Below are 24,492 nucleotides of genomic sequence, written 5' to 3' on the forward strand. Positions count from 1 at the left end.
CCGGCCGGCCCTCAGGGGCGGCTAAGGAGAAGAAGCGCGCGCAGAATCAGAGCGTTGCCCGGAACCTTGATGGTCCGGGGCTGAGAGGCGGCGGTCTTGGTCGTGCGGGACGACACGGGGGCGCTCTGCTCTTCGCTCACGAGTACGGGAAGCCGCTCTTAGCCGAACCGGCCGACGGAAGCAAGGTCCGGCCAAGGGCGCGGCGGGGACGCCGCCGCGCGGCGCCCCCGTTTTCTCAGAACGTGTAGGTCACGCGCGTGTTGAACGAGCGGCCCATGCCTGCCACCGGGAAGCCCCAGGCGGCAGAGGTGCCCATCATCGACGCCACCTGATAGTTCACCAGATTCGCTCCGCCCAGAGGCAGGTTGTAATTGGTGTCCAGGATATTCTCGACACCGAAGTCGAAGCGGAACTGCTGCCATTCGTAGCTGGTGCGGAAGTTGAGCAGCGCGTAGGCCGAGGTTTCCAGCTCGTTGCGCACCTGGCTCACCAGCACTTTGGCCGCCACCATCTGCAATTCGAGGCTGTTGGTCCAGTTTCCGAGCTTGTGGTCCACCGCGATGACGCCGTTCAGCGGCATCATGTGGTAGAGGTTCACGCCGTCGGTGCGCTGGCCCTGCACGAAGTTGAGGTTGCCGCGGAACACGCCCTGCCCCCATGCGAGGTCGTTCCACAATTCCATCTTGCCGTCGATGTTCACGCCATAGAGCCACGCATCGTGGTTGGCGAACTGCAGGAAGACGAAATCGTTGGTGACGTAAGGGTTGTTGGGCTTCGACGCGAGGCAGCCGGCCAGCAGGCAGCGGTCGGCGTCGATATAGTTCACCACGTAGCTGTAATAGGGTGAGACGCGCAGCTCCCAGGCGTTGCGCACCGGGTCGCGCCAGGTGGCGGTGAAGCTCGCAGTATGGGCGGCTTCGGGCTCGAGGTTCAGGTTGCCCACATAGCCGTTGCCGTCGCCGAACCAGCCGATCATGTCCATGGCCATGGCGTTGGTGGACCAGGCATAGCGCTCGTAGAAATTCGGCGAGCGGGTCTTCCGGGCGAGGCCGAACTCGTAGGTGCTGGCGGCGTTCGCCTCGTAGCGCAGGATGGCCGAGGCATCGACATTGAAGTCGGTGCGGGCGTGGCTCTGGGCGTTGAAGAGCGCGGCGTCGGCGCCGTACATCATGGCGTTGTAGCCCTCGACGTCGCCGGTGTTCATCCACACCACGTCGTTGCGCACGCCGATGACGGCGGTCCAGCGGTCGTCGATGCGCCGCTCCCACTCGCCATAGATGCCGACGCGCAGCTTCTGGCCGTTGTTGATGCTCTGGAAGGTGTCCGGCCCCATCATCATCGAGCCGGCAACCGGTGGCCACCAGTCGTCGAGGTTGTTGTAGTACAGCTCGTTGCCGATGCGCAGGATGTCGCGGGACGACATCGCCATCGTGCCCTTCAGCGCATAGCCGGCATCGGTCGCCCGCGTGTCCATGGGCATGTCGCCGATCTTGTCGGGCGCGATGAAGCCCATGGTGTGGCGAATCTGGTTCGCGAAGACGTTGCCTTCCAGCTGACCCCAGTCGAACTCGCCGAGATAGCGCCCGAAGGCGTTCAGGCTCTTGTTCTCGACAAGGTCCATATATTGGTTGGGATAGCCCTCGTAGGGGATGAACTGGCCGCCGATGCCCACGGTGAACAATTGCTCGCCGACCTTCTTGGAGATGGTCAGCGCGTGGTTCTGGGTCTCGTACATCGTGGACTTGATGGTGGTGCCGTCGCCGGCCACGTAGTCGCTCGCGGTAGCCCAGCCGCCGGTATAGGTCACGCTGGTGTCGGCATTGGCCACGGTCACCGTGGCATCCACCCCGTAGCTGTTGTTGTTGCTGCGGTAGAAGCCCGAGACGCTGCCCGAGACGGTGAGCTGCTCGCCCTCGGTGAACTTCGGCGGCGCCACCGTCACGTTCACCCGCGCGCCCGTATAGTCGCCGCCGACGCTCACCGGGGCGGTGGCGGTATAGACCTTCACGTTCGCGATCATCGCCGGATTGACGAAGGAGAACGGCGGATTCATCTGGTTGGGGCAGGCGATGCCGAACAGCATGCCGTTGACCGCGACCTGAACCCGGTCCGCCGCCATGCCGTTCACCGCCGGCAGGCTGGAGACCCCACCCGCCCCCCATACCGCGCCACCGGGGACGCGGTTGAGGAGGGAGCCCGAATCGCTGGTCCACAAGGTCGCGGCCTGCGCCTCGCTGCCGGAGATGAGGGCGATGTCTGCGGGCGAGAAATTGCCCGTATCGGCACCGGGACCGGCGGCCGCTGCCGTCGGCGTCGCGGCGCGCACGGTCACGGGCGGCAGATCCATGGCCGACGGCGGGCTGGTCTGCGCCACGGCAGGCGCGACGAGCACGGGCATCAGGACCAGCGCCAGCGCGAACGGCGTGAAAAGGGCGGTGCTGCGCGCAAAGGTGCCGCGCAGCCGGGAGAGGCTGCTGGCGGGGTGGAATGGGGATGACATATGCGTGTCCTCGCGCTCGCGGCCGGCATCAGAGGGCGCGGCCGAGCGGACTGTTCTTGGTTCGGCAGGCATTGGCCGCGCCACTGCGCGTCAGTCCGGCCCGCCGATGAGGCTGGGCGGATGACGTATTCCCTAACGCAAGGGGAACGGACGGGCCGTGGGACAGGGCGCCAGGTCCGCGCAGCGTGGGCGGCGAGGTCTGGCGGCTTCAGGCCGAGGCGGGCGGCGCGCGCGCCCGGAAGGCGCTCAGGACATAAGCGTGAAGCGCGACGGAGGGCGCGCTGAAATCAAGCCGCAGCGCGCCGGTGAGCGGCGCGGCGACCGGCACCGGAGGCGGTGGCGGCAGAGCGGGAAGATCGGCCCGCGCGAGGCAGGCCTGGCAATGGCTGTGCGCGGCCGGATCGCCGTCGTGCCCGCCGTCGGGCGTCGTCCTGTCGGAGGCGGCCGCGCCGAGGCACAGCGCTGGGTCCATCCCGATGGGCATGGAGCCGAGCGCGAAGCCCGCGAGGACGACCTGGAGAACGAGGACATAAGCGACGGCCCAGCCAGCCGCGCGCAACGCAATCCGCCCCGCGGCCCGTTCGGCCGCGCGTCGCGCGAATGCGTTGATGCCCCTGCGTCCAGCCATGTGCCGCTCCGGCGACAGGAGTACCACTCATCACGGGAGTGTGTAACGGCGGAATGGGCCGCCGACGCGGCGGACGGCAGCCCTGACGCATGGTCTGCCAGGAGTGTTGCAGACTTGTCGCAGATTGACCCGCGGCAGGGGCGGCGGGTGAATCTGCTCAGACGCGGCTGCTCATGGTCAGCAATTCATAACGCGCAACGGTGTCGCCATCCTGGTTGAACACCTCCGCATCCCACCGCACCTCGCCGTATTCGGGCTTGCGGGCGGGCTGCTTGTTCTTGACCGTCAGCCGCACGCGGATGGCGTCCCCCGGCGAAACGGGCTTCAGGAAGCGGAGCGAGTCGAGCCCATAATTGGCGAGCAGCGGCCCCGGCGCCGGATCGACGAACAGGCCGGCCGCGAACGACAGGATCAGGTATCCGTGGGCCACCCGGCCGGGGAAGAAGGGGTTCGCCTTCGCCGCGTCCTCGTCCATGTGGGCATAGAAGGTATCGCCGGTAAAATGGGCGAAATGCTCGATGTCCTCCAGCGTGATGGTGCGCGATGCCGTCTCCACCGTATCGCCCACGCTGAGGGCATCGAACTTGTGCTTGAAGGGATGCTCCGCGCTCAGCGGCGCCGGCGCGCCGGAAAGCCAGGTGCGTGTGAGGGCCGAGAGGCGGGCGGGCGAGCCCTCGATGGCGGTGCGCTGCATGTAGTGGAACACGCCGCGCAGGCCGCCCATCTCCTCGCCGCCGCCGGCCCGGCCGGGGCCGCCATGGACGAGGCCGGGCAGCGGAGAGCCGTGGCCGGTGGATTCCTTGGCGCAGTCGCGGTCGATCAGCACGAGGCGTCCATGGTGGGCGGCGATGCCGAACACCAGTTCCTCCGCCACTGCCGGATCGTAGGTATAGACCGAGGCGACCAGGCTGCCCTCGCCCTTCGCCACCAGCACGAGCGCGTCGGCGAGCGTGTCATAGCCCATCACAGTCGCGACGGGACCAAACGCCTCCACCGCGTGCGGCGCCGTGGCCGTGAGCGGCTCGGGGCAGCGCAGGAGCACCGGGGCCATGAAGGCGCCGGTGTCGGCATCCCCGCCCACGGGCTCAACCTTTTCGGGATCGCCGAACACGATCTCCGCCTCAGCCGCGATCTCCCTCACCGCCTCCCGCGTGGCGGTTCGCTGGGCACGGCTGGCGAGCGGCCCCATGCGCACGTCGTCGCGGCGCGGATCGCCCACGGGAATGGCGGCAAGGCGCACGGCGAGCGCGGCGATCACGGCGCTCTCCTGCGCCTTCGGCACGATGATGCGGCGGATGGCGGTGCATTTCTGGCCCGCCTTCACCGTCATCTCCCGCACCACCTCCGCGATGAAGAGGTCGAACTCGGGCGTGCCCTCCACCGCATCCGGGCCGAGCACGGCGGCGTTCAGCGAATCCCGCTCGGCGATGAAGCGCACCGCATTGCGCGAGACGGCCGGATGGTCACGCAACGCCTGCGAGGTCGCGGCAGAGCCGGTGAAGGAGAGCACGTCCTGCCCGGTGAGATGATCCAGCAGATCGCCCGTCGACCCGGCGACGAACTGCAGCGCGCCCGCCGGCAGGATGTTCGCCTCGATGATGAGCTTCACCACAGCCTCGGCCACATAGGCCGTGGCCGTGGCCGGCTTGGTGATGACGGGCATGCCCGCAAGGATCGCCGGTGCCAGCTTCTCCAGCATGCCCCAGCAGGGAAAGTTGAAGGCGTTCACGTGCACCGCGACGCCGTGGAGCGGGGTCAGCACATGGAGGCCGATGAAGGTGCCGTTCTTCGACAGGGCCTCCGGCGCGCCTTCCACCACGAAGCGCTCGCCCGGCAGCTCGCGCCGCCCGCGGGAGGCGTAGGCGTAGAGGGTGCCGATGCCGCCGTCGATGTCGAAGAAATTGTCCCTCTTGGTGGCGCCGGTGTCGGCGGCCAGCGCATAGAGCGCGTCCTTGTGGGCGGTGAGATGGGCGCCGAGGGCCTTCAGCATGTCGGCGCGCTGATGGAAGGTGAGGCGCCGCAGCGCCGGCCCGCCCACCTCGCGCGCATGGCGCACCATGGCCGCGAAATCGAGCCCACGGGTGGAGGCCCGCGCCACGACGCGCCCGTCGATGGCGCTCGGGATGTCCACCAGTCCCGCCTCGGGCGTGAACCAGCGGTCGAGGGCGTAGCTGTCGAGGATATTGGTCATTGGGTCCCTCCCTTGGGAGCGCCGGCCTTCTGCCAGTCTGCGAATGTCGTCCCCTCGGCGGCGAGCTGGACGAGGAGCGGTGCGGGTTCGGAGCCGGCGCCGCCGGTGGCGTGGGCGGCTTGGACTTCGGCGAGGATGGCGGCGAGGCCGAGGGCGTCGGCGGCGTGCATGGGGCCGCCCTTCAGGCGGGGGAAGCCGTAGCCGTTGACGAAGGCGAGGTCGATGTCGGACGGCCGCAGCGCGATGCCCTCTGCGAGGGCCTTGGCGCCTTCGTTCGCCATCACCGCCAGAAGCCGGAGCTGGATCTGCTCTTGGGTGAAAGCGCGCGGCACGATGCCCTTGGCGGCGCGGGCTTGCGCGATGATCTGCGTGACGGCCGGGTCGGGCGTGCGGTTGCCGGCGGCATCGTAGGCATACCAGCCGCCTTGGGTCTTTCGGCCGAGCCGCCCCGCTTCCACCAATTGATCGGCGATATCCACGTAGCGCTCGTTCGCGTCCCGCGTCGCCGCCCGGCGCTTGCGCATGGCATAGGCGATGTCGAGGCCCGACATGTCGGACACCGCGAAGATGCCCATGGCGAAGCCGAACGCTTCCAGCGCCGCATCCACCTCTTCCGGTGCCGCCCCATCCTCCACCAGATATTCCGCGTGGCGCCGGTAGACCGCATAGATGCGGTTGCCGATGAAGCCGTCGCAATTGCCCGCAACAACCGGCTGCTTGCCCATCTTCTTTGCCAGCGCGAGGGCGGTCGCCAGCACATCCGGCGCGGTATGGGCGGCTTTCACCACCTCCAGCAATTTCATGATGTTGGCGGGGGCGAAGAAGTGCAGGCCCACCACGTCCTGCGGGCGAGACGTCGCGGCGGCGATGGCGTCGAGGTCGAGATAGGAGGTGTTGGTGGCGAGCACCGCGCCCGGCTTTGCCACTTGGTCGAGGCGGAGGAAGATGTCGGTCTTCACGGCCATGTCCTCGAAGGCGGCCTCGACGATGAGGTCGGCGCTCGCCAGCGCCGCATAGTCGGAAGCCGGGGTGAGGCGGGCGAGGCGCTCGGCCTTCTGCGCCTCGGTGATGCGGCTGCTCTTCACCTGCCGGGCATAGAGGGCCTCGATGCGCGCGACGCCGGTCTGGGCGGCCTCGTCATCCCGCTCCACGAGGATCACCGGGTAACCTGCATCCAGCAGCGCCACGGCAATGCCCGCGCCCATGGTGCCGGCGCCGATGACGGCGGTCGAGGAGACCGGGCGGGCCTTCGCCCCCTCCAGCCCCGGCACCTTCACCGCCTCGCGCTCGGCGAGGAAGAGATGGCGCAGGGCTCTCGCTTCCGGGCTCTCGCGCAAGGCGAGGAACGCCGCGCGCTCGGTGGCGAGACCGGAGGCGAAATCGCCGTCCCGGGCACCCCTGATGACACGGATGGCCTCGGCGATGGCCGGCACGCCCTTGGCGCCCTTGAGCGCCTTGGCGGTCGCGGCCTCCTCCTCGCCAATATCGCCCGCCGGCACCGGCATCTCCGAGAGCCGGCGCTTCGCCACCGACGGCGCGCGGGCGATGGCTTCGGCGAGGAGATCGCCTTCCACCACGTCATCGACGAGGCCCAGTTCCAGCGCCTCACCGGCCTTCAGCACCCGGCCCTCGCAGACGAGTGCGATGGCTTGCGCTACCCCCACCAGCCGCACCAGCCGCTGGGTCCCGCCCGCGCCGGGGATGATGCCGAGCCTTGTCTCGGTGAGCCCGACCAGCGCCTTCGCCGATCCGAGCCTGAGATCGCAGGCCAGTGCGATCTCGCAGCCGCCGCCCAGCGCCGCGCCATCCAGCGCCGCGACCACGGGCTTGGTTGAGGCATCGATCGCGCCCACCACCTCGGGCAAAAACGGCTCATCCGGCGGCAGCGCCATCTCACGCAGGTCCGCCCCGGCGATGAAGCGTCCCGGACCGCCGCTCAGGACGATGGCGGAGACGGCGGGGTCGGCATTCAGCGCGCGCACCGCATCCAGCAGCCCCTGACGCACGCCGCGAGACAGCGCATTCACCGGCGCATGGTCGATGTGAATGACAGCAACAGCACCGTGGCGGGTGATGCTGATGGGAGAAGCCTGCGCGACCACCGCTCAGACCCGCTCGATGAGGGCGGCGATGCCCTGGCCCACGCCGATGCACATGGTGGCAACCGCGCGCTTGCCGCCACGCACTTCCAGCGCGCTCACCGCCGTCATGGCGAGCCGCGCGCCGGACATGCCGAGGGGATGACCCAGCGCAATGGCGCCGCCATGGGGGTTCACGTGTTCCGCATCATCCTTGAGGCCGAGCTGGCGCAGCACCGCCAGCGCCTGGGAGGCGAAGGCTTCATTGAGCTCGATGAGGTCGATGTCGGAGAGCGAGAGCCCGTTCTTCGCCAGCAGCTTCTGCGTCGCCGGCGCCGGGCCGATGCCCATGATGCGCGGCGGTACGCCCGCCTGCACCACGGAAATAACGCGGGCGCGCGGCGTGAGGCCGTATTTCTTCGCCGCCGCTTCCGAGGCGAGGATAAGGGCGCCGGAGCCGTCATTGACGCCAGAGGCATTGCCCGCCGTCACCGAGCCGCCCTCCTTGCGGAAGGGGGTCTTGAGCGCCGCCAGCTGCTCCAAGGTCGTATCGCCGCGCGGGTGCTCGTCCCGTTCGACCAGCACCGAGGACTTCTTGCCCTTCACCTCGATGGGCGCGATCTCGCGGGCGAAGAAGCCCGCCTCCTGCGCCGCCTTCGCCCGCTGCTGGGAGCGCCAGGCGAACAGATCCTGATCGGCGCGGGAAATGGCGAAGTCGGCGGCCACGTTCTCGCCGGTCTCCGGCATGGAATCGACGCCGTACTGGGCCTTCATCAGCGGGTTGATGAAGCGCCAGCCGATGGTGGTGTCATAGATCTCCGCCTGCCGCGAGAAGGCTTCCGTGGCCTTGCCCTGCACGAAGGGCGCGCGGGTCATGCTCTCCACGCCGCCGGCGATGATGAGGTCGGCATCCCCGGTCATGATGGCGCGGGCGCCGATGCCGACCGCATCGAGGCCGGAGCCGCACAAGCGATTCACCGTGGTGCCCGGCGCGCTCACCGGAAGGCCGGCGAGGAGCGCGGCCATGCGAGCGACATCGCGATTGTCCTCGCCCGCCTGATTGGCGCAGCCGAGGATCACGTCGTCCACCGCCTCCCAGTCCACGCCGGGATTGCGCGCCTTGAGCACGCGGATGGGGTGGGCGGCGAGGTCGTCCGCCCGCACGTCCTTGAGAGCGCCGGCATAGCGGCCGATGGGGGTGCGCGCGAAATCGCAGATGAAGGCGTCAGCCATGATGATCTCCGAAAAAGGGCTCAGGCGGCGGCCGGACGGCGCACGCACACGACGCGGAAGCGGCCGGCGACGAAGGCCGCATCGGTGAGGCAGGCATTGCCGGCGGGATTGGCGCCGGAGACGTGGTAGTCGCTGAAGGCGGCGCTCTGGTTCACATAGATGCCGCCCGTGAGGTTCACGGAGAGCGGCACGCCAGCGCGGGCATAGGCCGGCACCGCGCGGGCGATCTCGGCCTCGTCGGTGGAATAGAGGGCTGCGGTGATGGCGCCCTTTTCGCGCGCCGCACGGGTGGCGCGGGCCACCCCATCCGCCGCATCGGCCACCGCGACGACGAAGGCGATGGGGCCGAACCGCTCTTCGAGGTAGGCCGCCTCGGCGGCGGCCTCCACCGCCAGCAGCAGCGGCGTCGCCGTACGCGCGCCCTCCACCTGCAAGGCCGCGCTGTCGCGCACGATACGGCCAAGGGCGCGGGCCTCCTCGATGCGGGCGAGGGTCGCCGGATTCTGGATGGCGCCCAGCACCGCCGCGGCGCGGGCGGGCTCCGACAGCAGCCCATCGATGGCGGAGGCGATACCATCCGCCACCTCGTCGAAGCTCTTGTGCCCCGCCTCGGTCTCGATGCCGCCCGCCGGCACGAAGATGACCTGCGGCGCGGTGCACATCTGCCCGCTGTAGAGCGCGAGCGAGAAGGCGATATTCTGGCACATGGGGCCGAAGGCGGGGGTGGAGGCGATGACGATGGTGTTGACGCCCGCCTCCTCGGTGAACACCAGCTTGTCCTTCACATTCTCCCGCAGCCAGCCGCCGAACTGCGACGAGCCGGTGAAGTCCACGATGCCCACGGCCGGATGGGTCGCCAGCACCTTCGCGATGGGGGCCTCCACCGTGTCGGGGGCGAGCTGGATCACGTCCGGATCGAAGCCTTCTTCGCTCAGCACCTCGCGGGCGATACGCACGGTGAGGGCCAGCGGCAGGATCGCGGCGGGATGCGGCTTCACGATCACAGCATTGCCGGTGACGAGATCGGCGAAGAGCGCGGGATAGCTGTTCCAGGTGGGGAAGGTGGCGCAGCCGATGACGAGGCCGATGCCGCGCGGCACCACGTGGAAGTCCTTGTCGAGGCGGATGGCGGAGCGGCCCATGGGCTTTTCCCACACCACCGCGCCCGGCACGCGGGACATCTCCTCATAGGCGTAGGCGACCGCCTCCAGCCCGCGATCCTGCGCGTGCGGGCCGCCGGCCTGGAAGGCCATGGGGCCGGCCTGCCCGGTGGTGTGCTCCACCGTTTCCGCGATGAGGAAGCTGGCCTTGTTGAGGCGGACCAGAATTTCAAGCGCGAGGCCCGTGCGCTGCGCGATGGAGGCAGCCGCCCATGCGGCGCCGGCTTTCTCCGCGCGGCCGATCAGATCATCCACGGTGCGGGCGCGGTAGGTGATGCCGAGGGCGGGACCGAAGGGCGAGACCTCGGCGCCGATCAGGGGCGCGTCGTCGTCGCCGGCAAGCTCGAAGGGCTGCCCCTTCAGCGCCGCAAACGCCGCCCTGCCCTCCGCCGCGCCGCCCTCGGGATAGGCCTTGGGATTTTCAGGGAAGGCCGCCCAGAAGCCCCGCCCGCGCGCTGCGGCAACGGCGGATTCGAGCAGCGCGGCGTGGGCCGCGAACAGGTCAGCCATGGTCCTCTCTCCCTGTGCCGGGACGCTGTGCGATGATGTTGACAAGCCCATCCCTTGCGCTAATGATTAACCGATCGTCCGGTTAATTCAAGAGGCTCCGAAAGAGCCCGCAAGTGGGAGGACTTAAGTGGAGGCGCACCTGAACGAAGCCGTGCTGACCGTCACGGACCATGGCGGCTGGACGGAGCTGACGCTCAACCGTCCCGACCGCCTCAATTCCTTCAACGAGGAGATGCACGGCGCGCTTGCGGCCGCACTCGACGCCGCCGCCGATGAGAGCTGCCGCGCCGTGCTGCTCACCGGCGCCGGCCGCGGCTTCTGCGCCGGGCAGGATCTCTCCGCCCGCGCCAATGCCGAAGGCCCGCTCGATCTCGGCGCCACCATCGAAGCCTTCTACAATCCGCTCATCCGCCGCATCCGAGGCCTCAACAAGCCCGTCGTTTGCGCGGTGAATGGCGTGGCCGCCGGGGCCGGGGCCAACATCGCCCTTGCCTGCGATATCGTTTTGGCCGCGCGTTCCGCCAAGTTCATCCAGGCGTTCTCGAAGATCGGCCTCGTGCCCGATTCCGGCGGCACCTATTTCCTGCCCCGCCTCATCGGCGATGCGCGGGCGCGGGCGCTGATGCTGCTGGCCGAACCGCTCTCCGCCGAGACGGCGGCCGAATGGGGCCTCATCTGGAAGGTGATCGACGACGCCGCGCTCATGGACGAGGCCCGCGCGCTCACCGCCCGCCTCGCCACCCAGCCGACGCAGGGCCTCGCCCTCACCAAGGCGGCGCTTAACGCTTCCGGCGGTAACAGCCTCAACGACCAGCTCGACCTCGAGCGCGACCTGCAGCGCGAGGCCGGACGCACGCCGGATTATCGCGAGGGTGTGAAGGCCTTCATGGAAAAGCGCGCGCCGAACTTCACGGGGCGCCGCTCGTGAGCGCGCCGTCCGAAATCCTTGCCGCGCTCTCCCCGGAGGAGATCGCCCGCCGCTCCGCCGACGCCATGTGGGCGACCGACCATGCGAGCCAGGGGCTCGGCATGGAGATCGTTAGCGTCGGTCCCGGCACCGCCACCCTCGCCATGACGCTCACCGAGCGCATGTGCAACGGCTTTGGCATGGGCCATGGCGGCTTCATCTTCGCTTTGGCCGACAGCGCCTTCGCCTTCGCCTGCAACACCTATGACGAGCGCACCGTCGCCCAGCACTGCTCGGTGACGTATCTGCGCCCCGGTACCCGCGGCAAGCGCCTCGTGGCGCGGGCGCGCGAGGTGAGCCGCGGCGGACGCTCGGGCATTTACGATGTCGAGGTTTCGCAGGACGATGTGGTGATCGCCCAGTTCCGCGGCCATTCCCGCACCATCGGCGGGCGCATCACGCAGACGGACGCCGGGGGCGCGGACGCTCCCGCAAGCAACAAATCCTGATCTCGCAGAAGATCCATCTGGAGGAGACGACCACCATGGCTCTGCCGGCACTGTCCCCGGGCCGTTCCATCGAGGGCGGCCTCGATGCCGCCGAGCGCGCCTCGCGCGACGAGATCATGTCCCTGCAGCGCGAGCGCCTCGCCTGGTCGCTGCGCCATGCCTATGAGAACGTGCCGTTCTACCGGCAGGCCTTCGACAAGGCCGGCGTTCATCCGTCCGACCTGCGCGACCTCTCTGATCTCGCCAAATTCCCCTTCACGGTGAAGACGGACCTGCGCGACCATTACCCCTTCGGCCTGTTCGCCGTGCCGAAGGAGAAGCTGGTGCGCGTGCACGGCTCGTCCGGCACCACCGGCAAGCCCATCGTGGTGGGCTACACCAAGGCCGATATCGACATGTGGGCCGACGTGATGGCCCGCTCCATCCGCGCCGCCGGCGTGCGTCCGGGCATGATGGTGCATGTGGCCTACGGCTATGGCCTGTTCACCGGCGGCCTCGGCGCCCATTACGGCGTCGAGCGTCTGGGCTGCACCGTGGTGCCCATGTCCGGCGGCATGACCGAGCGTCAGGTCCAGTTGATCCACGACTTCAAGCCCGACGCCATCATGGTGACGCCGAGCTACATGCTCGCCCTGATGGACGGCTTCGCCAAGGCCGGGCTCGACCCGCGCGAGACATCCCTCAAATACGGTATTTTCGGCGCCGAGCCCTGGACCAACGCCATGCGCCAGGAGATCGAGCGGGATTTCAACCTCGACGCGACCGATATCTACGGCCTCTCGGAAGTCATCGGCCCCGGCGTCGCGCAGGAGTGCGTGGAGACCAAGGACGGCCTGCACATCTGGGAAGATCATTTCTACCCGGAGGTGATCGATCCCCTCACCGGAGAAGTGCTGCCCGATGGCTCGAAGGGTGAACTCGTTTTCACCTCGCTGACCAAGGAAGCCTTCCCCATCATCCGCTACCGTACCCGCGACCTCACCCGCCTGCTTCCGGGCACGGCGCGGCCGGGCATGCGGCGCATGGAGAAGGTGACGGGCCGCTCGGACGACATGATCATCCTGCGCGGCGTCAACGTCTTCCCGACGCAGATCGAGGAGATCCTGCTGGCGGTGGAGGCCTGCTCCGGCCACTACCAGATCGAGCTGACCCGCGACGGACGCATGGACGAGATGACCGTCCACGCCGAGATCCGCGAGGAGGTCTATGGCGAGGTGGACGTGGACGCCACCGGCAAGCGCATCCTCAAGCGCATCAAGGACACCATCGGCATCACCACGCGCATCTCAATGCACGAGCCGGGCGGCATCGAGCGTACCGCCACCGGCAAGGCCAAGCGCATCGTGGACCGCCGCCTCAAGGAGTGACGGGGAGGGCGTTCCGCCCTCCCCTGCCCCAACAAAAAGGCCCGGCGCGATGCCGGGCCTTTTTCTTGTCTGCGACCGATCTCAGTCGAGGCCGAGGGGCGCGAGGCGGTCGGAAACGATGCGCTCCCACTCCGCCAGCAGCACCTCGTTGGGCGTGTGGCGCAGGCCGAGGCGGCGGAGCGTGTCGTAGCGGGCGGAGCCGGCCACGCCGAACGTGGCGGCGACGCGCGGCCGCCAATAGGCGAGGCTCGCCCGCGCCCCCACCCGCCCGACCTCGGTCGCGGCGATGTGCTCCAGCCCTTCGAGCCCCAGCTCCGCATGGCGGGCCTCGCGCGGGGCGATCTCGCGGAACACCTCGGCCAGTGGCGCGTAGGACACCCGCGACAATTCGGAAAGCTGCACGCCGGAGGCCAGGCCCATGAGCACGTTCATGGCCACGGCATCCGTCCATCCCGTGATGGGATAGTGAAAGACGGAGAGGCGCATGTCGGCGCCATGCCGCGCGGTGCCGAGATCGGCATCGCGGTCGATCCGCGCCGCCCAATCGTGCTGCGCCTCATAGCGGCCGGTATCGGTGCCGAAGGCGGCCATCAGGCCGAGGACGCGCTCGGCATGGTCCGCCTTCTCCAGCGTGATGCGGCTCGCCGCGATGCGCGCCTTGATGCCGGGCGCGAAATTGATGGAGGCGGCGAAGCCCGCCGAGCCCGCGAGCTGGCTGTCCACGAAGGAGGACATGAGCCGCAACAGCTCGCCGCGATAGCGCGGCGGCACGTTGTCGGGCGAGGAGAGAACGCCGCCCTGGGCCAGATAATCGTCGATGGCGATCACGTCGGACATGTCTTTTCCCCCTCACTCGTCGTAGGTGACGACGAGTTTTTCGGTGAGCGGGAAGCACTGGCAGGTGAGCACGTAGCCGGCACGCACCTCGTAATCCTCCAGCGCATGGTTGACCGCCATTTCCACCTCGCCCTCCACCACCTTGGCGCGGCAGGTGGAGCACACGCCCGCCTTGCAGGCGTAGGGCGCATCGAGATTGGCGGCGAGCGCGGCGTCGAGCAGGCTCTGGCCCTCACGCGGCATGTGGAAGGTGCGGGTGGCGCCGTCCAGAGTTACGGTCGCGGTGGTGCCGGCGCCGTTGGCGGCGACGTTCGCGGACACCGCCTTCGCCTTCGCCCGGCCCGGCTGGCCGGAGGCGAACAGCTCGAACTTGATCTGCGCGTCACTCAGCCCGTGTTCGCGCAGCGCGGCGGCGATGGCCAGCATCATGGGCTCGGGGCCGCAGATGAAGGCGGTGTCCACCGACTTCGCGTCGATCCAGTGCCTGAAAAGACCTTCCATCTTCTCGTCGTCGACGCGGCCGGTGAACAGGTCGATCTCCTGCGCCTCGCTCTCCAGCACGTGCAGCACCGAGAGGCGGCCGAGATAGAGGTTCTTCAGGTCCTCCAGCTCCTCGCGGAACATGATGGAGCTGATCTGCCGGTTGGCATAGACGAGGGTGAAGCGGCTCTTCGGCTCGCGCGCCAGCACTGTCTTGATGATGGACAGAAGCGGCGTGATGCCCGAGCCACCGGCGAAGCCGAGATAGTGGCGGTCCAGCTCCGGGGCGAGCGGCACGAAGAATTTGCCCATGGGCGGCATGGCTTCGAGCATGTCGCCGGGGGCGAGGTTCTCGTTGGCCCAGGTGGAGAAGGCGCCACCCTCCACCTTCTTGATGCCAACCTTCAGGCAGCCCTCATCCTTGCCGGCGCAGATGGAATAGCTGCGGCGCAATTCCTCTCCGTCGAATTCGCGGCGGAAGGTGAGATACTGGCCCTGCGTGAAGTCGAACGCCGCGGCGTCCTCGGGGCGGGGCCTGAGGGTGACGACGACGGCATCGCGCGTCTCGCGCCGCACGTCGACGACCTCCAGGGAATGAAACCGTGCCATGCGGCGCTCCTCGGGATTTCTTTAATTTTCAGATGCACTTGAAGTAGTCGAACGGCTCCAGGCACGCGCGGCAGCGGTAGCTGGCCTTGCAGGCGGTGGAGCCGAACTGGCTCACCTTCTCCGTCTGCGTCGAGCCACAGCGCGGACAGGCGACCGTCAGATTGGAGCCGGAGGTGAGCCGGCGCGCGAGCGCCAGCGAGCGGCCATCCGCGGCTGTGTCGTCCACCGGCGGCGCGATGCCGTAGGCGCGCAGCTTCTCGCGGCCCTCGGCGCTCATCCAATCGGTGGTCCAGGGCGGCGAGAGCCGGCGCTCCAGCCGCACCTTGGCGACGCCGCGCGCGTTCAGCTCGCGCTCGATGTCGAGATTGATGATGCCCGTCGCCGGGCAGCCGGAATAGGTGGGCGTGACGGTAACGACGAGGGTGTCACCGTCCCATTTCACGTCGCGGACGATGCCGAGATCGACCAGCGAGAGCACCGGGATTTCCGGGTCCGGCACCTGCGACAGCCAGTGCCAGACCTCGTCAAGGGACGGCAAGGTGGCGGTCGCCATGATCGCCCCCTACCAGGTCGCGCCGGGATAGGCGCGCTGCAGGAACTGCATGTCGGCGAGGATGAAACCGAGATGCTCGGTGTGCACGCCGCGCCGGCCGCCCTTGTGGACATAAGACGAGGCCGGCGCCTTCAGCGTCGCCTCGCGCAGCACCTCGGAGACGATGGCGTCCCATTCGGGTTTGAGGCTTGCCGGATCGGGCGCGATGCCGGCTTCCGCCATGGCCCGGTCCGTATCGTCGGAGATGAACAGCTCGCCCGAGTAGGACCAGAGATCGTCGAGGGCGCGCTGCATCCGCTTGTGGCTCTCGTCCGTGCCGTCGCCGAGGCGGATCACGAGGTCGCTGGAGCGCTCCAGGTGATAGGCCGCCTCCTTCACCGCCTTGGCGGCGATCTCCGCGACGCGCGGGTCCGCCGATTTGGTCAGCGCCGTCAGCATCACGTGGTGCCACGCATCAAACAGGAACTGCCGCATCAGCGTCTGGCCGAAGTCGCCGTTCGGGCGCTCCACCAGCAGGCAATTGCGGAAGGCTGCCGCGTCGCGCAGGAAGGCGAGCGCATCGGCATTGCGGCCCTTGCCTTCCACCTCGCCGGCGAGGCCGAGCCAGAGCTGGGTCTGGCCGATGAGGTCCAGCGCGGTGTTGGCGAGGGCGATGTCCTCTTCCAGCACCGGCGCGTGGCCGCACCATTCGGACACGCGATGGCCGAGGATGAGGGTGTTGTCCCCCATCCGGGTCAGGAATTCGAACAAAGCGGCGCGATCAACCGCGATCTCGGCGCTGGCCATCACATGTGCCCCACTTCTTCGGGAATCTCAAAGAAGGTCGGGTGGCGGTAGACCTTGGAGTTGGACGGCTCGAACAGCGGCCCCTTGTCGGAGGGGCTGGAGGCGGTGATGTCCACCGATTTCACCACCCAGATGGAGACGCCCTCGTTGCGGCGGGTATAGACGTCCCGCGCATTCTTGATGGCCAGCTCCGCGTCGGGCGCGTGCAGGCTGCCCACATGGCGATGATTGAGGCCGTGCTGGCCACGGATGAACACTTCCCACAAGGGCCATTCGCTGGACATGGTTGTTCCTCCCGTTCCGGGCCGGACGGTCTGGCCGTCCGGAAGATGTGCTGTTGTTATGGTTCGCCCTGACCGGCGATTACTCGGGAGCGGCTATTCCGCGGCGATGCGGGCGGCGGCGCGGCGCGCCTCGGCCTTCTCGGCATGGGCGAGCAGGCCGTCGCGGAACCAAGCCCCGTCTTCCCAGGCCTTCACGCGAGCGCCAAGGCGCTCCTTGTTGCAAGGGCCGTTGCCGGCGATCACTTCGAAGAATTCCGACCAGTCCGGCTCGGAGAAGTCGTAGCCCTTCTTCTCCTCGTTCCACTTCAGGTTCGGATCGGGGATCTTGAGGCCGAGATATTCCGCCTGCGGCACCGTCTGGTCGACGAACTTCTGGCGCAGCTCGTCATTGGTGTTGATCTTGATCTTCCACGCCATGGACTGGGCGGAATGCACCGAATCCTTGTCGGAGGGACCGAACATCATGAGGGCGGGATACCAGAAGCGGTCGAGCGCATCCTGCGCCATGGCCTTCTGCTCGGCGGTGCCCTGCGCCATCTTCATCATGATGTCGTAGCCCTGCCGCTGGTGGAAGCTCTCCTCCTTGCAGATGCGGATCATCGCGCGGGCGTAGGGGCCGTAGGAGGTCTTCTGCAGTTGCACCTGGTTCATGATGGCCGCGCCATCCACCAGCCAGCCCACCGCGCCGATGTCGGCCCAGTTGAGGGTGGGGTAGTTGAAGATGGACGAATACTTCATGCTGCCGTCGTGCAGCTTGGCAAGCAGCTGGTCGCGGCTGACGCCCAAGGTCTCGGCGGCGCAATAGAGGTAGAGACCGTGGCCGGCCTCGTCCTGCACCTTGGCGAGCAGGATGGCCTTGCGCTCCAGCGTGGGGGCGCGGGTGATCCAGTTGCCCTCGGGCAGCTGGCCGACGATCTCGGAATGGGCGTGCTGGCCGACCTGGCGGATCAGCGTCTTGCGGTAGCCCTCCGGCATCCACTCCTTCGGCTCGATCTTCTCGCCCCGGTCGATGCGCTCCTGGAAGGCGCGCTCCTGCGGCGAAAGCTCGGCGGCGGACTTCATGCCCTCGGACTTCACGAGCTGTGCGTACATGCTGTGTCCTCCCGGTAAGACCTGTTCGATCGGCGTCTCGTGCGCGGCTTCGCGGTGGGCAAAGAGGGCGCTCCGGCCGCTGCCGCCGGCTCTTCCGGGCAGCGTGCTGCCCACAGTCCGGCACCTTGCGAACGTTTATATATTACAAAAAATCGTATTGCAAGTTATTCTCGTAACATTTCCGAACAGGCGAGATCGCCGCGCGGCAGAGTATGGGCCTTATGCCTTGAAACGGTTGGAGATTTTTGGATCCGCAGGCAGCGGCGCGCCGTCCTCGCCCACGGCGTTCTCATTGAGCCAGCGCTCGGAGCCATCCACCAGCCGGCCATAGATGTCGGCGCATACCGCACGGGCGGCAAGACCGGGCCAGTCCTGCGGCAGGATGGCGGGCGGCAGGATGGGATCGCGCAGTACAATGCGCCGGTAATCGTGGATGAGCAGCACGCGCGCGACCATCGCCTCCAGGTCGGTCAATCCGGCGCCGGCCTGAAGTTCCGCCGCCAGCGGCTCGAAGGTCGCGATGAAATGGCGATAGGCCTCGGCTGTCTGCTCAAGCGGCCACGCACGGGCGGCGAGCGCGCGCTGTTCTTCCGCGCTTCCGGAGACATCGAGCCGCAATGCGGAGGCCGCCTCCTCCGGAACACCGGTGCCGGCCGGCGCCACGAAGACGCCGGGCAGCGGCATGCCGAATCCGGCCGCCTCCAGCGCCGCGCGCGCCCCCTCGCGGGCGCCGGTCTCGATGAGCAGCATGTCGAAATGCCCATGCCACTCGGGCGGGCGGTGGCGGTAGATGTGCTCGGTGGCGCGGGCGAAGGTGTCGCTGCCCTTTTCGGCGAGGCGGTAGAAGCTGTTGCGGCCCACCCGGGTGCGCATCAGCCAGCCGTCCGCCGCGAGCCGCGACATGGCGGTGCGCACCACCCCGTCGGCCACATCGAGCCCGCGGAAGAAGGCGAGCAGCGTGCCGAGCCACACCGAGCCGCCGCGCGGCACGATGGCGTCGCCATAGATGGTGACGATGATGGACCAGGTGCGCGAGGGTTCGGCGCGGACATGATCGAGGATGAGGTCGAGGGCGCGGCGCGACATGGCCGTTCCTTAAAGGGTTTTCCGCCGCGATCCTATTCCGCCGGTCGCCGCGCCGTGGCGGCACGGGGCGCCTCGGCGGCGGCGGGTGCGGCGCGCCGGCGTGCCGGGGCGCGGGGCTGCGCTGGCTTGGCGTCCGAGACCCGGATATCCGCCGCCTTCGCCTCCGGCGCGGAAAGGCCGCGCAGCGCCTCTTCCGCCCCCGCCTTGATGAGGCCGGTGACAAGGCGGGCATAGTCCGCGCGCGTCAGGCCCTTGCCCTCGCGAAACCACAGATACTGCCAGTTCAGCATGCCGAAGGCGGACATGGTGACGGGCTTCAGCATCGGCCCGCGCCCCACGGAGGGCACCTCCTCTGCGATGGCGTCGGCGAGCAGCGTGACCAGCCGGCGCTCCAGCGCGCGCAGACCCTCCTGCCGCTCGGCGTTGAGCAGCTTGAGATTGGCGATCTGCACCTGATGCTCGGCGTCGGCGTCCTTGTAGGCATCGAGCAGCGAGGCGGACATGGCGTAGATGCGCCCGCCCTCCGGCGCCTCGGCGATGGCTTTCTCGGCGCCTGCGATCAATTGCTCCAGATGGGTGGAGAGGATGTCGAAGAGCACCGCCTCCTTGTCCGGATAGTAATGGTAGAGCAGCGCCTTCGAGGCCCCGCACGCGTCGGCGATCATGGTGATCGAGGTGCCGGAATAGCCGTATTGCGCAAACAGCTCCGCCGATTTGTGGAGGATGGCCTCCCGTTTGGCCTCGTAATCCTGTGCGCGCGTGCGAGCCATCTTGCCTGTCCATCTCGATCGCCGCCGCAAGAAGCCGGCTGCGATCGTCCGCCATCACTGGGAAAGGGGTTCAGATATCAAATATTGTCCGCCCGGTCGATCAATCATCCCGCGCAGGACCGCCGGCGGCAAGGGCCTCGGAACGAGCGCAAGGAAACCGCGCGCGAACAATTGACCATCCGGCCGGTTAATTATATGGTTCAGGTCTCGCCGGTCGAATGGCCAGCGAACGGAGGCGGGACAACCCGCTCCTCGGCCCGAAATGGACCTTTAGGAGGAACGCTTCATGGATACGCCCGCACGCCTGCGGCCGATGCTGCGCGCGGCTGCCCTCATGCTCGCGACCTTTGTCGCCGGCCCCGCCCTCACCAGCGCCGCCTTTGCCGCCGATCCCATCAAGATCGGCTCCGTGGTCTCCGCCACCGGGCCGGCCGCCTTCCTTGGCGATCCGGAAGCCAAGACGCTCAAGCTCTATGTGGACGAGCTGAACAAGAAGGGTGGCCTCCTCGGCCGGCCCGTCGAGCTGGTGCTCTATGACGACGGCGGCGACGCCAACAAGGCCCGCACCTTCGCCACCCGCCTCGTGGAGGACGACAAGGTCGTCGCCATGGTCGGGGGCACCTCCACCGGCGCCACAATGGCCATGATCCCGGTGTTCGAGGAAGCTGGCATTCCCTTTGTCTCGCTCGCCGGCGGCATCGAGATCATCGAGCCGGTGCGCGCCTTCGTCTTCAAGACGCCGCACACCGACAAGACCGCCTGCCAGAAGATCTTCGAGGACATGAAGGCGCGCGGCATCACCAAGATCGGGATGATCTCGGGCACGGACGGCTTCGGCAAGTCCATGCGCAACCAGTGCCTGAAGGTGATCGGCCAGTACGGCATCGCCGTCGTCGCCGACGAGAATTACGGCGCCACCGATTCCGACATGACGCCCCAGCTCAACAAGATCAAGAACACCGCGGGCGTCGAGGCCGTGCTCAATCCCGGCTTCGGCCAGGGCCCGGCCATCGTGACGCGCAACTACGCCCAGCTCGGCATCAAGCTGCCGCTCTACCAGAGCCACGGCGTCGCTTCGAAGAGCTTCATCGAGCTGGCCGGCCCCGCCGCCGAGGGCGTGCGCCTGCCCGCCCCGGCCATCCTCATCGGCGACAAGCTGGCGGCCAACGATCCGCAGAAGCCGGTGGTGGCCGAGTACAAGACCTCCTACGAGAAGGCCACCGGCCAGCCGGTCTCCACCTTCGGCGGCTACGGCTACGACGGCATCCAGCTGGTCGCCCGCGCCATCGAGAGCGCGAAGTCTTCTGACCCGAAGAAGATCCGCGACGCGCTGGAGGCCACCAAGGGCTATGTGGGCGTGACCGGCATCTACACCTTCGCCCCCGCCGACCATCTCGGCCTCGGCACGGATTCGTTCCGCATGCTGGTGATCCGCAACGGCGACTGGGCGATCGAAGCCCCGGCCCGCTGATCTTTTCCCACACCCGATCCCCACCGCGGCGGCGCCACCCCGGCGCCGCCACACAGACGGCGTGAGGACATGTCCGAATTTCTCCAGCTCGCGTTCTCGGGCCTGACGGTTGGCGCCATTTATGCGCTCATCGCCCTCGGCTTCACGCTGATCTACAACGCCTCCGACGTGATCAACTTCGCCCAGGGCGATTTCGTCATGATCGGCGGCATGGGCACCGTCTTCCTCATGGCGGCGGGGCTCGCACTGCCGGTGGCGGCGCTGATCGCGGTCGTCGCCGCCGTGCTGGTCGGCCTGCTGCTGCACCGGCTCGCCATCGAGCCCGCGCGCGGCGCCTCGCCGGTGACGCTCATCATGATCACCATCGGCGCGTCCATCTTCATCAAGGGCGTGTCGCAGATCATCTTCGACAAGCAGTTCCACTCCCTGCCCGCCTTCTCGGGCGACACGCCAATTCCCGTCGGCGGCGCCACCATCCTGCCGCAGAGCCTGTGGGTCATGGGCACCGCGCTCACCCTCGTGGTCGCGCTCTATCTGTTCCTGGAGCACACTTTGGTGGGCAAGGCGGTGCTCGCCACCGCCGCCAACCGGCTGGCGGCGAAGCTCGTGGGCATCAATGTGGCCCTCGTGCTCGCCCTTGCCTTCGGCCTCTCGGCGGCCATGGGCGCGCTCGCCGGCGTGGTGGCGACGCCCATCACTTTGACCCGCTACGACATCGGCACCCTCTTCACCCTGAAGGGCTTCGCCGCGGCGATGCTGGGCGGCATGGGCAATCCGGTGGGCGCGGTGGTGGGCGGGCTGCTCATCGGCCTCATCGAGACCTTCGCGGCCGGCTACCTCTCCTCCACCTACAAGGACGCGGTGGCGTTCCTGATGATCCTCGTCGTGCTCCTGTTCATGCCGCGCGGCCTGTTCGGCAGCCGCACCGTGGAGCGCGTGTGATGAAGGCCATCCTGCGCTCGCGCCTCACCCCGCTCATTGCCCTCGCGCTCATCATGGCGCTGGTGCCGATGATCGCCCCCACCTCCTTCCACCTGCGCGTCGCCGCGCTGGTGTGGATATTCTCCCTCGCCGCCCTCGGCCTCACGATCCTAATGGGCTATGCGGGACAGGTGAGCCTTGGCCATGCTGGCTTCCTCGGCATCGGCGCCTATGCGGTGGCCATCGGGCCGGCGCGGTTTGGGCTCGATCCGCTGCTCTGCCTTCTGCTCGGCGCGGTGCTCTCGGGCGTCATCGCCTGGCTGGTGGGCCGACCCATCCTGAAGCTGAAGGGCTATTACCTCGCCATCGCCACCCTGGGCTTCGGCGTCATCGTCGCCCTGATCCTCCACAGCGAGACCGAGCTGACCGGCGGGCCGGACGGCATGTCCGTGGCGCGCATCACCCTGTTCGGCTGGCGGGTGACTGGGGCGCTCAACTGGTACTGGGTCTCGGCCGGAGCGCTGCTCATCGGCGCGCTCATCGCCCTCAACATCGCCGCGAGCCCCACGGGGCGGGCGCTGCGCGCGCTGCACGACAGCGAGGTGGCGGCGGCCGGCGCGGGCATCGATGTTTCCGCCAAGAAGCTCGCTGCCTTCGTGGTGGCGGCGGTCTATGCGGCGGTGGCGGGCGGGCTGCTTGCCGCGATGAACGGCCTCATCACGCCGGAGGCGGCGAGCTTCTCCCATTCGGTGGAGTTCGTCGCCATGGTCATCATCGGCGGGCTCGGCTCGGTGTTCGGCACCGTGCTCGGCGCTGCCTTCCTGGTGGTGCTGCCGCAGACGCTCACCGCCTTCCAGGAATACGAGCAGGCGGTGCTGGGCCTCCTCATCATGGTGTTCATGATCTTCCTGCCCCAGGGCATCGTGCCATCGCTGCGCGCGCTGATCGAGGAGCGCCTGCCGTGAGCACACAGACGCCCCTTCTCGACGTGAGCGGCATCGGCATCTCCTTCGGTGGCCTCAAGGCCGTGGATGAGGTGAGCTTCAAGGTGGGTGCCGGCGAGGTCTTCTCCATCATCGGGCCGAACGGGGCGGGCAAGACCACCCTGTTCAACCTCGTCACCGGCATCTACCGCCCCTCGCGCGGCAGCGTGCGGCTCGACGGCGCGGACATCACCGCCGTTCCGCCCCACCAGCGGGTGGGACGCGGCATGGCGCGGACCTTCCAGAACCTGCAGATCTTCTTCCGCATGACGGCGGTGGAGAATGTGATGGTGGGCTGCGCCCTCTCCGAGCGCACCTCCTTCCTCGCCGACATGCTCGGCCTGCCCTCCGTCTTCCGACAGAACCGGATCACGCGGGAGAAGGCGCTGGCGCTTCTGGGGCGCGTGGGGCTCGCCGACCTCGCCGATTCCCCCGCCGGCGCCCTCCCCTATGGCGCGCTGAAGCGCCTGGAAATCGCCCGCGCCCTCGCCGCCGATCCCCGGATCCTACTGCTGGACGAGCCGGCGGCCGGCTGCAATGCGGTGGAGACGGAAGCCATCGACCACCTCATCGCCGAGATCGCGAAAAGCGGCGTCGCGGTGGTGCTGATCGAGCATGACATGAAGCTGGTGATGAAGATCTCCGATCGGGTGCTGGTGCTGGCCCACGGCCGCCCGCTGGCGGAGGGGCCACCGCGCGCGGTACGCGAGAATCCGCAGGTCATCGCGGCCTACCTTGGGGACATCGGATCGCGGGAGGCGGATCGTGCTCACGGTTGAGGCTCTCTCCTCCTCCTACGGGCGCATCATGGCCCTGCGCGAGGTGTCGCTGGAGGTGAAGGCCGGCGAGATCGTCGCCCTCGTCGGCTCCAACGGCGCCGGCAAGACGACGCTGCTGCGCGCCATCTCCGGCGTCCAGCCGGTGCGCGGCGGGCGCATCGTCTTCGAGGGCGAGGCCATCGAGCGCATGGAGCCGCACCTGCGGGTGGTGCGCGGCATCTCCCAATCGCCCGAGGGGCGGCAGGTGTTCGGCCCGCTCAGCATCGAGGACAATCTGAAGCTCGGCGCCTACCGCCGGCAGGATGCCAGGCGACAGGCGCGGCTCGATCACGTCTACGGCCTGTTTCCGGTGCTGGCGGAGCGGCGGAAGACGCCGGCCATGAGCCTGTCCGGCGGACAGCAGCAGATGCTCGCCATCGGCCGCGCGCTGATGGCGGGGCCGAAGCTGCTGCTGCTGGATGAGCCCTCCCTCGGCCTCGCGCCGCTCCTGGTGGACCAGATCCTTGCCGCCGTCACGTCCCTGCGCGACGAGGGGATCACCACGCTTCTGGTGGAGCAGAACGCCTCGGCCGCCCTCGCCATCGCAGACCGGGGGTACGTCCTGGAGACCGGCCACATCGCCATGGAAGGCACCGGCGCCGCGCTGCTCGATGACCCCAAGGTGCGCGCGGCCTATCTGGGCATCTAGGCTCGGTATTTCCGTAGCGACGCTGGATCAACGCAGTCGATACGAACTGGCTCTATGCGGTTGTGCAACT

At 68.2% G+C, this 24,492-nt stretch carries 22 protein-coding genes; 8 read left to right on the forward strand and 14 right to left on the reverse strand.

All coding sequences use genetic code 11. The features are described 5' to 3' along the window. Positions 1-235: 235 nt before the first annotated feature. The 6 genes from V5F63_RS19970 to paaN form a co-directional block, all read right to left on the reverse strand. Positions 236-2,500, reverse strand: a complete 2,265-nt coding sequence (locus V5F63_RS19970; RefSeq protein ID WP_394103104.1) for a TonB-dependent receptor — start codon at positions 2,498-2,500, stop codon at positions 236-238. Positions 2,501-2,708: 208 nt separating this feature from the next. Further along, positions 2,709-3,128 carry a DUF2946 family protein gene (locus V5F63_RS19975; RefSeq protein WP_394103103.1) on the reverse strand — a complete coding sequence of 140 codons (420 nt, stop codon included), beginning with the start codon at positions 3,126-3,128 and terminating at the stop codon, positions 2,709-2,711. A gap of 157 nt (positions 3,129-3,285) precedes the next feature. Beyond that, positions 3,286-5,319, reverse strand: coding sequence for a phenylacetic acid degradation bifunctional protein PaaZ (gene paaZ, locus V5F63_RS19980; protein ID WP_394103102.1), 2,034 nt, complete (start codon positions 5,317-5,319; stop codon positions 3,286-3,288). Then, the gene (locus V5F63_RS19985; protein WP_509210807.1) at positions 5,316-7,421 is read right to left on the reverse strand and encodes a 3-hydroxyacyl-CoA dehydrogenase NAD-binding domain-containing protein; all 2,106 of its coding nucleotides are present in this window, start codon (positions 7,419-7,421) and stop codon (positions 5,316-5,318) included. The genes paaZ and V5F63_RS19985 overlap by 4 nt, the downstream gene beginning before the upstream one ends. Positions 7,422-7,424: 3 nt before the next feature. Continuing rightward, a complete protein-coding gene (gene pcaF / locus V5F63_RS19990; protein ID WP_394102761.1) occupies positions 7,425-8,630 on the reverse strand; it encodes a 3-oxoadipyl-CoA thiolase in 1,206 nt (401 codons plus the stop codon). A 20-nt stretch (positions 8,631-8,650) separates the two neighbouring features. Next, positions 8,651-10,300, reverse strand: coding sequence for a phenylacetic acid degradation protein PaaN (gene paaN / locus V5F63_RS19995; RefSeq protein WP_394102760.1), 1,650 nt, complete (start codon positions 10,298-10,300; stop codon positions 8,651-8,653). Between the two features lie 127 nt (positions 10,301-10,427). Here paaN and paaG point away from each other — a divergent pair, with 127 nt between their 5' ends. The 3 genes from paaG (at position 10,428) to paaK (ending at position 13,083) form a co-directional block, all read left to right on the forward strand. Beyond that, positions 10,428-11,228: a 2-(1,2-epoxy-1,2-dihydrophenyl)acetyl-CoA isomerase PaaG gene (gene paaG / locus V5F63_RS20000; protein WP_394102759.1), complete on the forward strand. Its 801-nt coding sequence runs from the start codon at positions 10,428-10,430 to the stop codon at positions 11,226-11,228. A gap of 65 nt (positions 11,229-11,293) precedes the next feature. Then, positions 11,294-11,716 (forward strand): hydroxyphenylacetyl-CoA thioesterase PaaI, encoded by a 423-nt coding sequence (paaI, locus tag V5F63_RS20005; RefSeq protein WP_394102767.1) that lies wholly within the window; start codon positions 11,294-11,296, stop codon positions 11,714-11,716. Between the two features lie 35 nt (positions 11,717-11,751). Beyond that, on the forward strand, positions 11,752-13,083 hold the full coding sequence (gene paaK / locus V5F63_RS20010) for a phenylacetate--CoA ligase PaaK (RefSeq protein ID WP_394102758.1): 1,332 nt from the start codon (positions 11,752-11,754) through the stop codon (positions 13,081-13,083). A gap of 81 nt (positions 13,084-13,164) precedes the next feature. Here paaK and V5F63_RS20015 read toward each other — a convergent pair whose 3' ends face one another. From V5F63_RS20015 to V5F63_RS20050, 8 genes are all read right to left on the reverse strand, one after another. Next, the gene (locus V5F63_RS20015; RefSeq protein ID WP_209485017.1) at positions 13,165-13,920 is read right to left on the reverse strand and encodes a Phenylacetic acid catabolic protein; all 756 of its coding nucleotides are present in this window, start codon (positions 13,918-13,920) and stop codon (positions 13,165-13,167) included. A 12-nt stretch (positions 13,921-13,932) separates the two neighbouring features. After that, entirely contained in the window at positions 13,933-15,009 is a 1,077-nt protein-coding gene (paaE, locus tag V5F63_RS20020; protein ID WP_394102757.1) for a 1,2-phenylacetyl-CoA epoxidase subunit PaaE, read from the reverse strand. Between the two features lie 28 nt (positions 15,010-15,037). Beyond that, positions 15,038-15,562: a 1,2-phenylacetyl-CoA epoxidase subunit PaaD gene (paaD, locus tag V5F63_RS20025; protein WP_394102756.1), complete on the reverse strand. Its 525-nt coding sequence runs from the start codon at positions 15,560-15,562 to the stop codon at positions 15,038-15,040. Positions 15,563-15,571: 9 nt separating this feature from the next. Beyond that, complete coding sequence (gene paaC, locus V5F63_RS20030) at positions 15,572-16,348, reverse strand: 1,2-phenylacetyl-CoA epoxidase subunit PaaC (RefSeq protein WP_394102755.1); 777 nt, start codon at positions 16,346-16,348, stop codon at positions 15,572-15,574. Beyond that, the gene (paaB, locus tag V5F63_RS20035) at positions 16,348-16,632 is read right to left on the reverse strand and encodes a 1,2-phenylacetyl-CoA epoxidase subunit PaaB (protein ID WP_209485025.1); all 285 of its coding nucleotides are present in this window, start codon (positions 16,630-16,632) and stop codon (positions 16,348-16,350) included. The genes paaC and paaB overlap by 1 nt, the downstream gene beginning before the upstream one ends. Before the next feature lie 93 nt (positions 16,633-16,725). Beyond that, the gene (gene paaA, locus V5F63_RS20040; RefSeq protein ID WP_394102754.1) at positions 16,726-17,724 is read right to left on the reverse strand and encodes a 1,2-phenylacetyl-CoA epoxidase subunit PaaA; all 999 of its coding nucleotides are present in this window, start codon (positions 17,722-17,724) and stop codon (positions 16,726-16,728) included. A 219-nt stretch (positions 17,725-17,943) separates the two neighbouring features. Further along, complete coding sequence (paaX, locus tag V5F63_RS20045; RefSeq protein ID WP_209485029.1) at positions 17,944-18,810, reverse strand: phenylacetic acid degradation operon negative regulatory protein PaaX; 867 nt, start codon at positions 18,808-18,810, stop codon at positions 17,944-17,946. Positions 18,811-18,842: 32 nt separating this feature from the next. Next, positions 18,843-19,580, reverse strand: coding sequence for a TetR/AcrR family transcriptional regulator (locus V5F63_RS20050; RefSeq protein ID WP_394102753.1), 738 nt, complete (start codon positions 19,578-19,580; stop codon positions 18,843-18,845). 286 nt (positions 19,581-19,866) lie between these two features. On the opposite strand from V5F63_RS20050, the gene V5F63_RS20055 reads away from it, so the two are divergent. The 5 genes from V5F63_RS20055 (at position 19,867) to V5F63_RS20075 (ending at position 24,422) form a co-directional block, all read left to right on the forward strand. Next, positions 19,867-21,051, forward strand: coding sequence for an ABC transporter substrate-binding protein (locus tag V5F63_RS20055; RefSeq protein WP_394027790.1), 1,185 nt, complete (start codon positions 19,867-19,869; stop codon positions 21,049-21,051). Between the two features lie 69 nt (positions 21,052-21,120). Continuing rightward, the gene (locus tag V5F63_RS20060) at positions 21,121-21,993 is read left to right on the forward strand and encodes a branched-chain amino acid ABC transporter permease (RefSeq protein ID WP_209485032.1); all 873 of its coding nucleotides are present in this window, start codon (positions 21,121-21,123) and stop codon (positions 21,991-21,993) included. Beyond that, the gene (locus tag V5F63_RS20065; RefSeq protein ID WP_394102752.1) at positions 21,993-22,937 is read left to right on the forward strand and encodes a branched-chain amino acid ABC transporter permease; all 945 of its coding nucleotides are present in this window, start codon (positions 21,993-21,995) and stop codon (positions 22,935-22,937) included. The genes V5F63_RS20060 and V5F63_RS20065 overlap by 1 nt, the downstream gene beginning before the upstream one ends. Further along, a complete protein-coding gene (locus V5F63_RS20070) occupies positions 22,934-23,734 on the forward strand; it encodes an ABC transporter ATP-binding protein (protein WP_394102751.1) in 801 nt (266 codons plus the stop codon). Before V5F63_RS20065 ends, V5F63_RS20070 begins: the two co-directional genes overlap by 4 nt. Beyond that, complete coding sequence (locus V5F63_RS20075; RefSeq protein WP_394102750.1) at positions 23,721-24,422, forward strand: ABC transporter ATP-binding protein; 702 nt, start codon at positions 23,721-23,723, stop codon at positions 24,420-24,422. Before V5F63_RS20070 ends, V5F63_RS20075 begins: the two co-directional genes overlap by 14 nt. Positions 24,423-24,492 lie beyond the last annotated feature (70 nt).

Origin of the sequence: Xanthobacter wiegelii (assembly GCF_043193855.2) — a bacterium.
GTDB lineage: Bacteria > Pseudomonadota > Alphaproteobacteria > Rhizobiales > Xanthobacteraceae > Xanthobacter > Xanthobacter flavus_A.

Coding starts and splice junctions, on each gene's coding strand:
- paaX (WP_209485029.1), bottom strand. CDS start 18,810: ATGTCGCGCCGCGCCCTCGACCTCATCCTCGATCATGTCCGCGCCGAA.
- paaI (WP_394102767.1), top strand. CDS start 11,294: ATGTGGGCGACCGACCATGCGAGCCAGGGGCTCGGCATGGAGATCGTT.
- pcaF (WP_394102761.1), bottom strand. CDS start 8,630: ATGGCTGACGCCTTCATCTGCGATTTCGCGCGCACCCCCATCGGCCGC.
- V5F63_RS20050 (WP_394102753.1), bottom strand. CDS start 19,580: ATGGCTCGCACGCGCGCACAGGATTACGAGGCCAAACGGGAGGCCATC.
- V5F63_RS20055 (WP_394027790.1), top strand. CDS start 19,867: ATGGATACGCCCGCACGCCTGCGGCCGATGCTGCGCGCGGCTGCCCTC.
- paaB (WP_209485025.1), bottom strand. CDS start 16,632: ATGTCCAGCGAATGGCCCTTGTGGGAAGTGTTCATCCGTGGCCAGCAC.
- V5F63_RS20065 (WP_394102752.1), top strand. CDS start 21,993: ATGAAGGCCATCCTGCGCTCGCGCCTCACCCCGCTCATTGCCCTCGCG.
- paaE (WP_394102757.1), bottom strand. CDS start 15,009: ATGGCACGGTTTCATTCCCTGGAGGTCGTCGACGTGCGGCGCGAGACG.
- paaA (WP_394102754.1), bottom strand. CDS start 17,724: ATGTACGCACAGCTCGTGAAGTCCGAGGGCATGAAGTCCGCCGCCGAG.
- V5F63_RS20015 (WP_209485017.1), bottom strand. CDS start 13,920: ATGTCCGACGTGATCGCCATCGACGATTATCTGGCCCAGGGCGGCGTT.
- V5F63_RS19970 (WP_394103104.1), bottom strand. CDS start 2,500: ATGTCATCCCCATTCCACCCCGCCAGCAGCCTCTCCCGGCTGCGCGGC.
- paaC (WP_394102755.1), bottom strand. CDS start 16,348: ATGGCCAGCGCCGAGATCGCGGTTGATCGCGCCGCTTTGTTCGAATTC.
- paaZ (WP_394103102.1), bottom strand. CDS start 5,319: ATGACCAATATCCTCGACAGCTACGCCCTCGACCGCTGGTTCACGCCC.
- paaD (WP_394102756.1), bottom strand. CDS start 15,562: ATGGCGACCGCCACCTTGCCGTCCCTTGACGAGGTCTGGCACTGGCTG.
- V5F63_RS20060 (WP_209485032.1), top strand. CDS start 21,121: ATGTCCGAATTTCTCCAGCTCGCGTTCTCGGGCCTGACGGTTGGCGCC.
- paaN (WP_394102760.1), bottom strand. CDS start 10,300: ATGGCTGACCTGTTCGCGGCCCACGCCGCGCTGCTCGAATCCGCCGTT.
- paaK (WP_394102758.1), top strand. CDS start 11,752: ATGGCTCTGCCGGCACTGTCCCCGGGCCGTTCCATCGAGGGCGGCCTC.
- V5F63_RS19975 (WP_394103103.1), bottom strand. CDS start 3,128: ATGGCTGGACGCAGGGGCATCAACGCATTCGCGCGACGCGCGGCCGAA.